Source organism: Methylotuvimicrobium alcaliphilum 20Z (assembly GCF_000968535.2).
In the GTDB taxonomy this organism is placed as follows: domain Bacteria; phylum Pseudomonadota; class Gammaproteobacteria; order Methylococcales; family Methylomonadaceae; genus Methylotuvimicrobium; species Methylotuvimicrobium alcaliphilum.
The window spans coordinates 3804573-3819914 of record NC_016112.1; the positions used below are offsets into that span (position 1 = coordinate 3804573).

11 protein-coding genes are annotated in these 15342 nt (G+C 51.8%); 4 read left to right on the top strand and 7 right to left on the bottom strand.

From position 1 onward, the window contains the following. Positions 1-11: 11 nt before the first annotated feature. Positions 12-1349: a sodium:proton antiporter NhaD gene (gene nhaD / locus MEALZ_RS16040; protein WP_223842388.1), complete on the bottom strand. Its 1338-nt coding sequence runs from the start codon at positions 1347-1349 to the stop codon at positions 12-14. Positions 1350-1814: 465 nt separating this feature from the next. On the opposite strand from nhaD, the gene MEALZ_RS16045 reads away from it, so the two are divergent. Then, on the top strand, positions 1815-3467 hold the full coding sequence (locus MEALZ_RS16045; RefSeq protein WP_014149710.1) for a nitrite/sulfite reductase: 1653 nt from the start codon (positions 1815-1817) through the stop codon (positions 3465-3467). Beyond that, positions 3454-3909: a DUF934 domain-containing protein gene (locus MEALZ_RS16050; protein WP_014149711.1), complete on the top strand. Its 456-nt coding sequence runs from the start codon at positions 3454-3456 to the stop codon at positions 3907-3909. The genes MEALZ_RS16045 and MEALZ_RS16050 overlap by 14 nt, the downstream gene beginning before the upstream one ends. Positions 3910-4618: 709 nt before the next feature. Here MEALZ_RS16050 and sucD read toward each other — a convergent pair. Together sucD and sucC are read right to left on the bottom strand one after the other, a co-directional pair. Then, on the bottom strand, positions 4619-5488 hold the full coding sequence (gene sucD, locus MEALZ_RS16055; RefSeq protein ID WP_014149712.1) for a succinate--CoA ligase subunit alpha: 870 nt from the start codon (positions 5486-5488) through the stop codon (positions 4619-4621). Further along, positions 5485-6651: an ADP-forming succinate--CoA ligase subunit beta gene (gene sucC, locus MEALZ_RS16060; RefSeq protein WP_014149713.1), complete on the bottom strand. Its 1167-nt coding sequence runs from the start codon at positions 6649-6651 to the stop codon at positions 5485-5487. The genes sucD and sucC overlap by 4 nt, the downstream gene beginning before the upstream one ends. Positions 6652-7270: 619 nt before the next feature. Here sucC and MEALZ_RS16065 point away from each other — a divergent pair. After that, positions 7271-8902, top strand: a complete 1632-nt coding sequence (locus MEALZ_RS16065) for a sensor histidine kinase (protein WP_014149714.1) — start codon at positions 7271-7273, stop codon at positions 8900-8902. Further along, the gene (locus tag MEALZ_RS16070) at positions 8899-10236 is read left to right on the top strand and encodes a sigma-54-dependent transcriptional regulator (RefSeq protein WP_014149715.1); all 1338 of its coding nucleotides are present in this window, start codon (positions 8899-8901) and stop codon (positions 10234-10236) included. Before MEALZ_RS16065 ends, MEALZ_RS16070 begins: the two co-directional genes overlap by 4 nt. A gap of 250 nt (positions 10237-10486) precedes the next feature. On the opposite strand, the gene MEALZ_RS16075 is transcribed toward MEALZ_RS16070, so the two are convergent. The 4 genes from MEALZ_RS16075 to pepP all read right to left on the bottom strand — a co-directional run bounded on the left by MEALZ_RS16075 (position 10487) and on the right by pepP (position 15011). Further along, the gene (locus tag MEALZ_RS16075; protein ID WP_014149716.1) at positions 10487-10936 is read right to left on the bottom strand and encodes a hypothetical protein; all 450 of its coding nucleotides are present in this window, start codon (positions 10934-10936) and stop codon (positions 10487-10489) included. A 327-nt stretch (positions 10937-11263) separates the two neighbouring features. Continuing rightward, on the bottom strand, positions 11264-12484 hold the full coding sequence (locus tag MEALZ_RS16080) for a UbiH/UbiF/VisC/COQ6 family ubiquinone biosynthesis hydroxylase (protein WP_014149717.1): 1221 nt from the start codon (positions 12482-12484) through the stop codon (positions 11264-11266). A 5-nt stretch (positions 12485-12489) separates the two neighbouring features. After that, on the bottom strand, positions 12490-13701 hold the full coding sequence (ubiH, locus tag MEALZ_RS16085) for a 2-octaprenyl-6-methoxyphenyl hydroxylase (RefSeq protein ID WP_014149718.1): 1212 nt from the start codon (positions 13699-13701) through the stop codon (positions 12490-12492). Then, the gene (gene pepP / locus MEALZ_RS16090; RefSeq protein ID WP_014149719.1) at positions 13701-15011 is read right to left on the bottom strand and encodes a Xaa-Pro aminopeptidase; all 1311 of its coding nucleotides are present in this window, start codon (positions 15009-15011) and stop codon (positions 13701-13703) included. Before pepP ends, ubiH begins: the two co-directional genes overlap by 1 nt. Positions 15012-15342 lie beyond the last annotated feature (331 nt).

The following is a 15342-nucleotide window of genomic DNA, read 5'->3' on the forward strand; positions in this document are numbered from 1 at the left end:
ATGCGCCATGATTAGCCGTTCACCAAGTAGTGAGCGAAAATACTGGCGGCATAACCGGCGGCGATCGCCGGCGTCCATTTTAGATGACTGAAGAATGTGTACTTATGGTTGGACTGCCCCATCAACGCCACACCCGCCGCCGAACCGATCGACAGCATCGACCCGCCCACACCGGCGGTCAGCGTAACCAGCAACCATTGGTACAAGTCCATTTCCAAGTCCATGTTCAATACTGCGAACATCACCGGAATGTTATCGACGATCGCCGACATCACACCAACCAGTATGTTGGCCGAAGTAAACCCAAGCCCGTCGTACATCGCCACTGACATCAGTTCGAGATAACCGATATAACCCAAACCGCCTACCGAGAAAACCACGCCGAAGAAAAAGAACAAGGTATCCCATTCGGCATCGCGCACTTTATTGAAGATATCGAACTCGTAATTTTCGTTACTGCGATAGAGCGTGGTGATATGAAAACCGTACAACATCAAAATCGAAAGACCGAACATCATGCCCATGAACGGCGGCAAATGCAGAAATTGCTTGAAGCTGACCGCCGAAACGATGGTCAATGCAAACAACAGACATACCGTTACCGCACCCGGTTTCAATACGACCGCCGCTTCTTGAACCGCTTCGGGCTGCTCGTCCGGTACCGCGAAATGCATGAATGCAGCCGGCACAAGGTAATTAACCACGGACGGAATAAACAACGCGAAAAAGTCGAAGAATTCCGCATAACCGGCTTGCCATACCATTAATGTAGTGATATCGCCGAAAGGACAAAAAGCGCCGCCGGCATTCGCGGCAATCACCAGGTTAATTAAACCGATCGTGATGAATTTGTCGTTTTTCTTGCCGACCGCCAATACGACCGCACCGACCAACAAGGCCGAAGTCAGGTTATCGGCAACCGACGACAAGAAGAACGTGATGATACCGGTAATCCAAAACAGCTTACGGTAACTGAACTGTTTTCTTACCAACCAGGAACGTAGCGCTTCGAACACGTTACGCTCGGCCATCGCGTTGATATACGTCATAGCTACCAACAAAAACAGCATCAAGGCCGCATATTCTTTTAGATTATGCTCGAAGGCTTCATGCAACTCTTCGGTCGAAACGCCTTTCGATGCCGCCAAAACCGCCGCATGCGCCCAAATAATCCCCGCCGCAAAAATGACCGGTTTGGATTTTTTCAAGCCGGTGAATTCTTCGGCCATCACGAAACCGTAAGCGATGACGAAAATCAATACGGTATAGATACCTCGCTCGGTACCGGTTAGATCCAGGTTTTCAAACCCGCCTGCCAGCGCCAGCTCCGGCAGACACAAAGCCAACATCACAAATATAAGCCGCAACAAAAGAACCCCCTGATTAGTAAATTATCGGAAAAACGAACGTTAAAATTTTTCAAGCGGGATATTATAACCGCATAATAAACTTTGTCATTTTATCCGTGTCGGTATAATATTGCCGGTTTGTAATTATTCCCCCCCTATCGTTCCCACGTTCCAGCGTGGGAACGAAGACCGAGACGCTGGATCGGTACTCAGGCGTTCCCACGCAGAGCGTCACTGCCATTATGTTAAGGATTTTTCCGTTCGCCCTGAGCCTGTCGAAGGGCGAATGGAAAAGCCTGGGTCGATAAGTTAAGCCGTCCATAGTTCGACAGGCTCACCACGAACGGCTTAACTTATATAGCAGTGACGCAGAGCGTGGGAACGATCATTACCGGGGAACTGAATAGTTACGCCGATTCACTTATTCGCCCTCCTAGGGCGCTTTTCCAACAGCTCATCCTCACTATGTACCAATACACTCAAGACGATCAAACGCTCATTGATGAACGTGTCGCCCAATTCAGAGGCCAAACCGAACGCTTCCTGAAAGGAGAACTCGACGGCGATCAATTCCGCGCGCTTCGCTTAATGAATGGCTTGTACATTCAAACTCACGCGCCGATGCTGCGCGTGGCCGGCCCTTACGGTCTGCTGTCGTCCAGGCAATTGCGCAAATTGGCCGAAATCGCCCGTAAATACGACAAGGGTTATTGTCATTTTACGACGCGCCAAAACATTCAATACAATTGGCCCAAACTCGAGGAAGTCCCGGACATTCTCGCGGAACTGGCCGAGGTCCAAATGCATGCGATACAAACCAGCGGCAACTGCATGCGCAATACGACGACAGACCCCTTGTCCGGCGTGTGTAAGGATGAAATCGAAGATCCGCGCCCCTACTGCGAAATCATTCGTCAATGGACCACACTGCACCCCGAGTTCGCGTTTTTGCCTCGCAAGTTCAAGATCGCTGTCAGCGGCGCCCTGCACGACCGGGCCGCAACGCAATTTCATGATATCGGCCTGCATTTGGTTAAAAACGATGCCGGCGAAATCGGTTTTAAAGTTTTCGTCGGCGGCGGCCTAGGCCGCACGCCTGTCATAGGACAAGTGATCCGTCCGTTTCTGGAGAAAAAACACCTACTGTCTTACCTGGAAGCGATCGTCCGTATCTATAATCTTTTCGGACGCCGCGACAATAAGTACAAAGCCAGAATCAAAATTTTGGTTAAAGAAGAAGGCCTCGAAAAAATCACTGAACTGGTCGAGCAAGAATGGCAGTTGAACAAAGACAGTCTCGAACTGAGCGACGAGCGTATAGAATCCATTAAAGCCCAGTTCGCACCGCCGGCTTACGAAACCGATGCCGACCTTGACGGCAGTTTCAATGATCGTCTCCAAGACAATCCGACTTTTGCAACTTGGGTTCAACAGAATACGGCCGATCATCGCGTACCCGGTTATCGTGCGGCCTTTATTTCTCTGAAAGCGCCCGACGCCCCTCCCGGCGACATTACCGATGCGCAATTGGACTTGGTCGCCGATTTGGCCGACCGCTTCAGTTTCGGCGAAGTCCGCAGCACTCATAGGCAAAATTTGGTTTTGACCGATGTCAAGCAGACGGATTTGTTCACCTTATGGCAGGCGCTCGACGCCGCCAATCTGGCCACGCCGAATATCGGCTCCGCGACCGACATCATCTGCTGCCCGGGCCTCGATTTTTGCTCGCTGGCCAACGCAGGTTCCATCGGCATTACCCGTGAAATCAATCATGCCCTGGACGATCTCGATTATCTTCACGATCTCGGCGATATCAAGATTAACATCTCAGGCTGCATGAACGGCTGCGCGCATCAAAGCGTCGGCCATATCGGGATTCTTGGCGTCGATAAAAAAGGCGAAGAATGGTATCAGATCACACTGGGCGGTTCGTCCGAAAACGATGCCGCGATCGGCGAAAGACTGGGGCCTGCGGTTGCCAAGGATCAAATCACGCGGGCCGTGCAAGACATTCTCGATGTTTACATCAAGCAAAGACAGGAAGGCGAGTCTTTCTTACATACCGTTAAACGCGTCGGCATTACGCCCTTTAAAGAGCAAGTTTATGCAAATCATTAAAGATAAAAAAATCACCGAAGACCATTGGCAATTTGTCGCCGATGATCAAGACATCCCGCAAACCGGCGATATTACCGTTTCCGTATCTCGCTGGCTGAACGATAAAGACTCCTTTGCTCGGCGCGAAGGACAAACCGGTCTCAGAATTCGCTCGACCGATGCGCTTGAAGACATTGCCGGCGATTTAGCCGGAATGCCTTTGGTCGAATTGGACATCGCGATGTTCGGCGACGGGCGTTCGTTCAGTCAAGCTTGGCTGCTGCGCAACCGCTATCATTACCGCGGCGAAATTCGCGCGGTCGGTAATTACTTGATCGATCAGATATTTTATCTGCACAGAACCGGCGTCGATGCCTTTCAATTGGATGAAAGCAGAAAGCCGGAAGACGCGCTGGCCGCATTGAACGATTTCTCGGTGGCTTATCAGCCGTCGGTGAATTAGCCGCTTCTCAGCTCTTATCCCGTAATTATTCCCCCTATCGTTCCCACCCATGCGGGGCGGGTTATTCAACCCGCTCCGAACGTTTCGATTTGCGCCAAACATTTCGGTTTGCTTTGGCCACGGGCGAAACGTTTCGGACGGGGTTTAAACCTCGTCCTGCTTAGAACCCATGCGGGGCGGGTTATTCAACCCGCTCCGAACGTTTCGATTTGCGCCAAACATTTCGGCTTGCTTTGACCACGGGCGAAACGTTTCGGACGGGGTTTAAACCTCGTCCTGCTTAGAACCCATGCGGGGCGGGTTATTCAACCCGCTCCGAACGTTTCGATTTGCGCCAAACATTTCGGTTTGCTTTGGCCACGGGCGAAACGTTTCGGACGGGGTTTAAACCTCGTCCTGCTTAGAACCCATGCGGGGCGGGTTATTCAACCCGCTCCGAACGTTTCGTTTTGCGCCAAACATTTCGGTTTGCTTTGACCACGGGCGAAACGTTTCGGACGGGGTTTAAACCCCGTCCTGCTTAGAACCCATGCGGGGCGGGTTATTCAACCCGCTCCGAACGTTTCGATTTGCTCCAAACATTTCGGTTTGCTTTGGCCACGGGCGAAAGGTTTAGGACGGGGTTTAAACCCCGTTCTGCTTGGCGAACCATCCTATCTCTTGTGGGAGCCGCTATATCAGTCGCAGGGTGCGTATCGCGCGCCTTTTTCTAGCCGCAGACTTTTTTCATGACTTCGCCTATCTCGGTGGGCGAGCTGACCATTTCGACGCCGGCCGCATTCATCGCGGCGATTTTGCTTGCCGCCGTACCTTTGCCGCCGGTCACGATCGCACCGGCATGACCCATGCGCTTGCCGGGCGGCGCTGTTTGTCCGGCGATATAGCCGACCACAGGCTTTGTGACATGCGCCTTGATGTATTCGGCCGCCTCTTCTTCCTCGCTACCGCCGATTTCACCGACCATGACGATGCCGTGCGTTTGCTCATCGGCCTGAAACCGACTAATCACATCGATGAAATTCATGCCGTGAATCGGATCGCCGCCGATGCCGACGCAGGTGCTTTGCCCCAAGCCTTCGCGCGTTGTTTGATGCACCGCCTCGTAAGTCAATGTCCCTGATCGCGACACGATACCGATTTTGCCGGGCTGATGAATAAAACCCGGCATGATGCCGATTTTGCATTCGCCCGGCGTGATGATGCCGGGACAATTCGGGCCGATCAAAACCGCATCGGAACCGGCCATCGCCGCCTTGACGCGCAGCATGTGCAATACCGGAATGCCTTCGGTAATACAGACGATCACTTTGATGCCGGCATCGAAGGCTTCCAATATCGCATCGGCCGCATAGAACGGCGGTACATAAATCACCGTAGCTTCAGCTTGCGTTCTTTGCACGGCCTGTTCGACCGTATCGAACACCGGCAAATCGCAATGAGTCTCGCCGCCGCGCCCGGGCGTTACGCCGCCGACCAACTGCGTGCCGTATTCGAGCGTTTGCAACGAATGAAAAGTACCTTGTTTACCGGTAAAGCCCTGACAGATGACTTTCGTTGCTTTGTTCACCAAAATGCTCATACACCCTCCGCCAGTGCGACTACTTGTTCGGCAGCCTTTGCTAAATCATCCGCCGCCACTAAATTCAATCCCGACTCCCGCAATAATGTACGCCCCGCTTCGGCATTTGTGCCTTCAAGCCGGACCACGACAGGAACCTTGACGCTGACTTCCTTGACAGCGGCCAAAATGCCTTCGGCGATCACGTCGCACTTGACGATGCCTCCGAAAATATTGACCAACACGGCCTTGACGTTCGGGTCGGCCAGGATCAATTTAAACGCTTCGGCGACTTTTTCGGTATTCGTTCCGCCGCCGACATCAAGGAAATTAGCCGGACTCCCGCCTTTCAATTTCACCAAGTCCATCGTCGCCATCGCAAGACCCGCGCCGTTGACCATGCAGCCGATGCTGCCGTCCAAGGTGATGTAATTGAGCCCGAACTGCTGCGCCTTATGTTCCTTTTCGTCCTCCTGCCCCGGATCGCGCATCGCGGTAATATCCGGATGCACGGCGACCGCGTTGTCGTCGAAGTTGATCTTTGCATCGACAGCGACCAATTCGCCCGAATTCGTCGTCACGAGCGGGTTGATTTCAATCTGACCGGCGTCTTTTTCAAGCAACAGCTTATAGATACCGGCCATGATTTTTTCGAGACTCTTGAATTGCGTAGACTCAAGCCCAAACGCAAATGCGACTTTGCGGCATTGATAAGGCTGAAGCCCGGCAGCCGGGTCGACTTGAAACGAAATGATGCGGTCCGGCGTTTTTTCCGCAACTTCTTCGATATCCATGCCGCCGGCCGCCGATGCGATAAATATCACGCGTTCGCTGCCTCGGTCGACCAATGCGCTTAAATAAAACTCGCGATCGATTTGCCCGGCCTTTTCGACATAAAGCGTCTCGACCGGCAAGCCTTCGGCTCCGGTTTGTTGCGTCACTAAGCGCGTACCCAACAATTTACGGCTGAATTCGGTAATCTCGTCTAAACTTTTGGCGATATGGACGCCGCCGGCCTTGCCCCGCCCGCCCGCATGAACTTGCGCCTTGACGACCCAAGCATTGCCGCCGAGTTCGCGCGCGACTTGTTCGGCATGTCCCGCCGTTTCCGCCGGACTGCCTTCCGGCACTGGAATGCCATAGAGTTTAAACAACTGTTTGGCCTGGTATTCATGGATGTTCATCGTTATTTTCCGGTGGTTATAAAATTACCTGATATCTTGCTTACATTTCGATCCAATTTGAAAATATAGCTTTCCGAATTAGACCGGTAAACAGACGCCCGTATTTTTCTTGCTTCTCGAACCTGTTTACTATGAAAGTTTGTAAATTTGGACTCTTTATCTAATTTTTCGACATGAAGGCTACTCACTTAACGCGGGACAGTTTAAGGTTAATCCGTTCGTGGTGAGCCTGTCGAACCATGGGCGGATTAACCATCCACCCTTCGACAGGCTCAGGGCGAACGGTTAACCCTTAGTGCTTTTGTCCCGCCTTAAGTGGGAAGCCGACATGAAAAACAATGTCGATTCCGAAGAGGGTGCGGTTGCTCGATCGACAGGCGTCGGCGACAAGGATAGCCGCCGTCGAGCCTACATGGACGTATTCACCCAGCACCTAAATTCCATAGCCCATTGGCCATGGTTAACTACCTTTGATAATTTAGGTGCTGGGTTCACGGCGTCCTGTCGAGCGAGTGACCGCACCCTCCGCCACGCCTCGAACTGTCATTTGCCGGGGCGATGACCGGGCCTTCATGAATGTTACTGTAGGTTTATTTTAACCAAGCCGCAATAAAACACCATGCTTAATGAACTCAAACCGGAAAACAAATCCGATATTATTTATCCTTGTCCTTTTTCGATGGGATACGGCATCCCACGTCGACAAGCCTGGCTGCTATTAAAAGTCTTTCTGACTTACCGGCTGATTCTGGCCTGCTTATTCCTGATGTTGTTTTATAGCCGACTCGGTCCCGCTACAGGCGAGCGTCACGACGAATACTTGTTTATCGTCAGTGGCAGCGGTCATTTAGCGCTGACGATCATTTCCGGCTTTTGTTTGTTGCGGCGATCGATTAGCTATACCGTTCAGGCTCAAACGCTCATTTTCACCGACATTATCATCATTACGCTAATCATGCACGCTTGCGGCGGCATCAACAGCGGCGTCGGAATCTTACTCGCCGCATCGATCGCCGCAAGCGGACTTTTAATCGGCGGACGATGCGCGCTGCTATTCGCCGCCATTGCTAGTTTGGCCATCCTTGCCGAGCAGATTTATGCGTACCAAACCCATAGTTTCAGAGATACCGCCTATACCTATGCCGCTATGCTCGGCGCCTCATTCTTTACGATCGCAATGCTGGCCTATGCACTCGCGCAACGCACCGAGCAGTCCACCGCGCAGCAAAAAACCATCAACCAACTCGAGGAGCTCAGCAAATACATCATTCAACATTTACAATCGGGCATTATCATCACCGATCGCGACCATCAAATACGGATGAGTAACGAAGCCGCCGCAAGGCTTACCCAATGCTCAACAATGCCTGATCGTCTACATGCTATTTCTCCCTATTTAGCGGAAGCTTTCTCGTACTGGCTGAACGACCCTAGCCAGGATTTCGCCGTGATTCCCTTAACGGACGGCAGCGAGATGCAAACCCGGTTTACGGCGCTCCCGACCCGGCACGAAGCGCTCAACATGATCATTCTTGAAGATATCGCGTTTTACAATCAGCGTTTGCAACAAAGCAAACTCGCCTCGCTTGGGCAATTAACCGCCAGCATCGCTCATGAAATTCGCAACCCGCTCGGCGCCATCAGCCATGCAGGACAACTGCTGGCGGAAAACATCGAATTATCGGACGAAGACCGGCGCCTAACCGAAATTATTAGAAATCATTCGACTCGCGTGAACAAGATTATCGAGGATATTTTACAATTGTCCCGGCGTAGCGCTTCGTTACGTAAAAAAGTCGACTTGATTCAATGGCTAGACGACTACATTGAACAGTTCTGTGCTGAAAACGGTTTCACTCGCGATCTTTTCACCATGACGAGCGAATCGGAGCAAGCGCAAGCATTGGTGGACAAAGGCCATTTAAAACAAATTCTCGACAATCTGTGCCAAAATGCCTTGAAATACGGCAGCCCCGAAAAAAAAACCATCTCATTGGCGATCCGCCAACACGAACAAATGCTCTGCATCGAAGTAATAGACTCCGGCCCCGGCATCGACCCGAGTCACCGCAAGCATCTGTTCGAACCTTTTTTTACAACTTCGGCGCAAGGAACCGGTCTGGGGCTTTATATTTCGAAGGAATTAGCCGAACTGAATCAGGCCAGGCTAAGCTATCATATTACCGACCAGAGCCAAAGTTGCTTCCGGCTCTGTTTACCGAACGCCGAACAAACTTTGATTGAAATATGAAACACCCCTTGACTTTAGTCGTCGACGACGAGCCGGATATCCGAGAGCTGTTAAGCATTACGCTCAAACGCATGAACATCGACACCTTGTGCGCGGAAAATGTCGACTCGGCTCGGCAGTTGTTACAACAACATCCGTTCGATCTTTGCCTGACCGACATGAAGCTACCCGACGGCAACGGGCTCGAATTGGTCGAATACCTCCAAAGCACGGGCAGCACGATTCCGATTGCCGTAATTACCGCACACGGCAACATGGATACTGCGATCAAGGCAATGAAAGCCGGGGCCTTCGACTTTATCTCAAAACCGGTCGATTTACCGGTACTTCGGCAAATCGTCACGAAAGCCTTACAACTAGCCCCCGATGCCGATACCAAGGAAAGGCGCACACGACATATTTTATTGGGCGAATCGGAGCCGATGCGCCAAGTCCGGTCTAAAATCGACAAGCTGGCACGTAGTCAGGCGCCTGTTTATATCAGCGGCGAATCGGGGTCGGGTAAGGAATTGGTGGCGCGCTTGATTCATCAACAAAGCCCGCGTAGCGACAAGCCTTTTGTTGCCGTAAACTGCGGCGCGATCCCGCCCGAACTTATGGAAAGCGAGTTTTTCGGACATAAAAAAGGCAGTTTCAGCGGTGCAATTGCCGATAAAAAAGGTTTATTTCAAGCAGCCGAGGGCGGTACGCTATTTCTCGATGAAGTCGCCGATCTGCCTCCTTCGCTGCAAGTCAAATTACTCCGCGCGATTCAGGAAAAAAAAGTACGCGCAGTCGGCGAACAACACGAAACACCGGTCGATGTCCGCATCCTGAGCGCCACGCATAAAGATTTGAATCAATTGGTTCAGGAAGGGGTTTTTCGGCAAGATTTATACTACCGGATCAATGTCATCGATCTCAATATTCCGCCGCTTCGCGAACGAGGCAATGATATCGCGCAACTAGCCGAACATATTCTAGCCTCGTTAAATAGTAACAACGCTTTTCAAGTCCGGCTTTCGCAATCGGCGTTGACTGCATTGAAACATTATCATTTTCCGGGCAATGTTAGGGAGCTCGAGAATATTCTGGAGCGCGCCGTTGCGCTCAGCGACGGCAAAACGATCGATGCGGACGATTTAAATCTACCGATTAATCCGGAAATCGTCCCTGATGCGCCAGCGTTCGATCCGTCAAAAGCGTCGTTGGAAGATTATTTGGAAGATATCGAGCGAACCGCCATTACCATCGCACTCGAAAATAACCGATGGAATAAAACCGCAGCAGCAAAAGAGCTGGGGTTATCGTTCCGATCATTGCGTTACCGGTTAAAAAAACTGGGCTTGGACTAGGCCTTTCGAAAAAAGCCCTTTTCGCCAATTCCAGTGTTCTCGCTTTTTAATCTCAACATGTCTTGGAAAGTGTTGCCGACCATAGGTTATAAAGCGCCAGGCGTAGAGTGCGCATCGCGCACCTATGTCGGGACCTCTCGTCGGTTAGGCACCGTGGAAAGGTGCGCGATGCGCACCCTACAATGCTATCCATTGAACGGCTAGCAAACCCCAACCGTAAACCGCCCGACCGAGGTGATGCGGCAGCCTATTAGGCCCGGTATTTATCCATTTGCAGCAAACTGTCCAAAGCCGTTTTGATTTTGGCATTGGCTTCATCGTCCAATTCGCTGTTTTTATAGACTTTATCGAGCAAGCCTTCTTTGACCATGGCCTCTTTTATCCAACGCTTGGCAAAGCGGTAATTGGTCGGAATACTGGCCGTTTCGCCGGTCGCAGGATCGCGCAAACCGCTTTTGCTTACGGGCGATTCATTTTTTTCAGGCGCCTTCGCCACTGGCTCTGGCGCTTTTTTAGCAGTTCGCTGCGCCGGTTTATTTTCGACAACTTTCACTTCAGCGGGTTTAGCGGTTTCGGCTTTCGCCGGATGCGAATCCTCTTTTGACTTAATGGCTTTCATATCGGCCACTTGATCGCCAACCACCGCGTAAACGACATAAGCTACAAAAATCGTCGTTAAAATAAACAATATTTCCGCCATATTCCCTTCCTCCAGTTAATTAATTTAGTTGCCAAGTGAATCCGCCATTCGGCATGATCATTGGCAGTTTGTTATTATCTTTTTCATCGTTTAAAAAAGCCGTGGACTTATTCGTTATTTTTCTTAACCTTGTCACCGACCACCATATAGACGACATACGCGACAAATATCGTCGTTAAAATATAAAACCCCGTTGCCATCGATTACTCCATTTTAATTTGTTATTCTATTTTCGCCGAAAAACAGGCCTTTTTTAATAAAAAACCAAGCGTTTCGGGATAACAGCGAATATACCAGAAGCCGCGCGACCGGGTAAACCGTAAATCCTTACCAACAGACCTGCCCTTTGGCCAAGCGCGGCAAGTCATCCCTTAATCCCATGGCATGACGGTTCAAATAATCTTTCAACGCCGTAGTATGATTGATACGGTTCATGCCGAACGAACGTAGTTTGGCGAACATAGGATTGCCGACCGCATAGGTTTTATTGATTAAATCCATACTCGCCATCATCATTAAGTTATCGCCTTTACGCCAGCGCTCATAATGCCTTAGATATTGAACACCCGATAACGGCCGCCCCGACCGTTGAGTGTCTATGACGGCTTCGGCCAAGGCTGCGGCATCCAACAAGCCGGCATTGGCGCCTTGTCCGGCCAAAGGATGCATCGCATGCGCCGCGTCGCCCACCAATGCCAAATGACTGTCGGTATAGCGGTCGGCAAATTGAAATTTCAGCGGAAAGGCCGCGCGCGGGCCGATCTTGAGCATGTCGCCTAGAATACCGCCCGATGCTTGTTGCAACAGCCTTAAAAACTCATCATCGGGCAATGCCAAATAATTCCGCGCAGTCTCGGTCGATAAGGTCCAGACGATCGAACACTGACCATCGAAAAGGGGTAAAAAAGCCAAGGGGCCTTCTTCGAGAAACCGTTGCCATGCTGTCGCTTGATGCTCGAGCTCGGTTTGCACGGTCGCGACCAAACCGTCTTGTCGATAGGGCCAACCCGTCACGCCGATACCGGCCATAGACCGCAAGGCCGATTCGCGCCCATCGGCGGCAACCACCAAAGGCGCTTCAAAACTTTGCCCATCCGTCAATCTTAGGCGCCTGCCGTTTTCGATCGATTCCATACGCTCGATTTCGGCAGGCGTGATGCATTGAACGGTCGGCAAGCCGTCCAAGATGTCCCAAAGCGCCGCGACCGTAATTCGGTTTTCGACGATATGTCCCAATTCGGGGAACACCGTATCGGCGCAATCGAAATGCAAATAGCCATCGGAGCGGCCATCCCAGACACGCATGTCCTTGTAAGGCGCGGCGCCTTTTTGCACGATTCCGCGCCAAGCACCGACGCCCTCCAGAATGGCCTGAGAGGCTTTGGTCAACGCCGATACGCGGATATCCCGCAGGCTTTCGTCCCATTGCCGCTCCGGACTGCGCCTGTCCAATAACAAGGTTTCGACCCCGCCATGCCCTAGCGCACAAGCCAAGGCCGCACCGACCATGCCGCCGCCGACCACTATCACTTCCGCTTGCATCGTCATCCGCCTTATCTCCTGTTGCCGACGCGCGGCAGTCTGCCGGCCAAGCCCATCGCATGGCGTGTCAATAACGATTTACCGCCGGGCAATATATCGAGCAATGCCAAACCCAAATTTCTGGCGGCCGCCAAGGCCAACCAGTCATTCGAAAAAATCCTGACTACGTTATCGGTAAAGCCGATTATTTTATTCAGATCCTTGCGCCTGGATTGATCATAGCCCTTCAAGAACATCGAGTCGCCGATATCGCGCTTGCGCTTGGCTTGTTCGATCAGCATCTCAGCTAACTGCACGACATCGCGAAGCCCCAGATTGAAGCCTTGTCCTGCAACCGGGTGTAATTGATGCACCGCATTTCCGATGATCACGGCGCGCCCTTTCACCATCGTTTCGGCCTGTACCAAGGTCAGCGGGAAGGCCCTGCGCGGAGCCGCCAAACTCAACTCACCCAGGCGATAGCCGAAACACTCTTGCAATCGTTCGATGAATTCCTTATCGGAAACCGACATCAAGCTTTCCGCATCCCTGTGCGTATTGGTCCAAACCACGGCGCATTGACTTCCTTCGATCGGCAATAAAGCCAAGGGCCCGGAAACGGTAAAGCGTTCGAAAGCGGTATTACGATGCGGCAATGAGCAATTTACGGTCGTCACCAACGCCGTTTGCCCGTATTCGGTCGTTTGCCGCCCAATATCGAGCAATTTCCGCACCGAGGAATTACCGCCGTCGGCGCCGATCAGTAGCTTGGCAGTCAAGGTTATTGATTCGTCACGGTATTCGAGATTCGCGCCAATATCGCTATCGGTACTGGCCAAACCCGCCAATCGAGCCGGACTGAGTTTGGTAACCCCGGCCCGTTCGACCAAGTCCGCGACATGGTTTTCGATATCGCGGGCCTTGATCACATAGCCCAGCGCCTTGACGCCTTCCTTTTTCGCCGACAGGCGGGTTTTCCCGAAATGCCCGCGATCGGACACATGAATATTCTCGATCGGCGCGGCCTTATCGGAAACCCCCTGCCACGCTCCGAGCGCATCCAGCATCGTCACGGTGCCGGCAGCCAATGCCAAGGCTCGATCGCCGGCCCATGAATTTTGTAATTGCTCGCGGCTCTGCGCTTCGACCATGGCGATTTCGAGTCCCGAACCTTGCAATGCCAAGGCCAGGCAATTACCGGCCAATCCGCCGCCGATAATCAATGCATCGTATTGAGTTCGCATCAGGCCGCCTGCATCAACGCTTCGATGGCTTCAACGCTTTTCGGCACGCCGCCGGTCAATATTTCGTGCCCGTCTTGCGTCACCAGCACATCGTCTTCTATTCTGATCCCGATACCCCGCCATTGTTCGTCGACTTGCTCGCAATCCTTAGGAATATAAAGGCCGGGTTCTATTGTCAACACCATGCCCGGCTCCAATATCCGCCATTCGTCCTTGACCTTGTAATCGCCGACATCGTGTACGTCCATGCCGAGCCAATGCCCGATTCGGTGCATATAGAATTTTTTATAGGCTTCGTCCTTGATCAGTTTCGCCACGCGCCCTTTCAGCAAACCCAATTTAACCAAGCCTTTAGTCAAGGTTTTTACCGATGCCTCATGAGCCTGATTCCAAGGATTGCCGGGCTTGATCTCGGCCAAGGCCGCCGACTGAGCATCGAGCACCAGTTGATAAAGCAGCTTTTGCGGCTCGGAAAAACGCCCGGAAACGGGAAAAGTGCGCGTGATATCGGCCGCATAGTGATCGCATTCGGCACCCGCATCGATCAATAACAAATCGCCGTCGGCCAATTTAGACGTATTTTCGGTGTAATGCAGCACGCAAGCATTCTTACCGGCGGCTACGATCGAAGGATAGGCGACCGCCCTTAACCCTTGCTGTAAAAAATGATAAATGATTTCGGATTCGATTTGATATTCGTATAAGCCGGCGCGGCATTTTTGCATCGCTTTGACATGCGCATCGGCGGAAATTTCAGCCGCCTTACGCATCAGTTTGATTTCGGCCTCGCTTTTGAACAAGCGCATCTCATGCAAGATATGTTCGAGCGATACCAATTCCAACGGCGCATTGACGCCGGCCCGCGATTGATTGCGCAAATGGTGCACCCATTCGAGCAGGCGGTGATCCAAATCGCTATCCCGGCCCATCGGATAATAAACCTTTTCTTTATTTTCAATGAGTCCGGGCAGTATTTCATCGATATCGTCGATCGGAAATGCATCGTCGGCGCCGTAATCGGTCGTTGCTCCGATCAAACCGGCGTGCGCACCTTCCCAAAGCGCTTTTTTCTCATCGTATTCGCGGCAAAAAAGCAAATATTGTCCTTGCTGCCGACCGGGGATGAATACCGCAAGCGCATCCGGTTCGTTAAATCCGGTCAGATAATAAAAATCGCTGTCTTGACGAAACGGGTAATGCACATCCCGATTACGGGTTTGCGCCGAGGCGCTGGGTATCAACCCGATATTACCCTTGCCGATCTGTTGCATTAACCGCTTACGGCGTTTTTTAAATTCTGCTTGCTTCATCTTTTCTGTCGTTCTCGATTTTTACTGTGAAAGAGGGTGATCATACCCCCTTTATACTCAAAAATTAGCTAACTTTATGAAGGTATGGGGTGTGGCTAGCGAGGATGACGGCAGCAGGGAGCGCTGCCGTCAAGCCCCCATGGATGGGTTCACCCAGCACCTAAATTCCATAGTCCATTGGCTATGGTTAACAATCCTGGATAATTTAGGTGCTGGGTAAACGGCGGTCCTCGATAGACACATCCCATGCCTTTCATTCTTAGACGGTTTTTCAATCAAAAGGCAGTAAAGCAGTCGCTACTCGACTAATGAAGTATCGGCGACAGGCATG

Excerpts from the sequence above, each read along its gene's own strand:
- nhaD (WP_223842388.1), bottom strand. The coding sequence starts at position 1,349 with ATGTTGGCTTTGTGTCTGCCGGAGCTGGCGCTGGCAGGCGGGTTTGAA.
- MEALZ_RS16045 (WP_014149710.1), top strand. The coding sequence starts at position 1,815 with ATGTACCAATACACTCAAGACGATCAAACGCTCATTGATGAACGTGTC.
- MEALZ_RS16050 (WP_014149711.1), top strand. The coding sequence starts at position 3,454 with ATGCAAATCATTAAAGATAAAAAAATCACCGAAGACCATTGGCAATTT.
- sucD (WP_014149712.1), bottom strand. The coding sequence starts at position 5,488 with ATGAGCATTTTGGTGAACAAAGCAACGAAAGTCATCTGTCAGGGCTTT.
- sucC (WP_014149713.1), bottom strand. The coding sequence starts at position 6,651 with ATGAACATCCATGAATACCAGGCCAAACAGTTGTTTAAACTCTATGGC.
- MEALZ_RS16065 (WP_014149714.1), top strand. The coding sequence starts at position 7,271 with ATGCTTAATGAACTCAAACCGGAAAACAAATCCGATATTATTTATCCT.
- MEALZ_RS16070 (WP_014149715.1), top strand. The coding sequence starts at position 8,899 with ATGAAACACCCCTTGACTTTAGTCGTCGACGACGAGCCGGATATCCGA.
- MEALZ_RS16075 (WP_014149716.1), bottom strand. The coding sequence starts at position 10,936 with ATGGCGGAAATATTGTTTATTTTAACGACGATTTTTGTAGCTTATGTC.
- MEALZ_RS16080 (WP_014149717.1), bottom strand. The coding sequence starts at position 12,484 with ATGACGATGCAAGCGGAAGTGATAGTGGTCGGCGGCGGCATGGTCGGT.
- ubiH (WP_014149718.1), bottom strand. The coding sequence starts at position 13,701 with ATGCGAACTCAATACGATGCATTGATTATCGGCGGCGGATTGGCCGGT.
- pepP (WP_014149719.1), bottom strand. The coding sequence starts at position 15,011 with ATGAAGCAAGCAGAATTTAAAAAACGCCGTAAGCGGTTAATGCAACAG.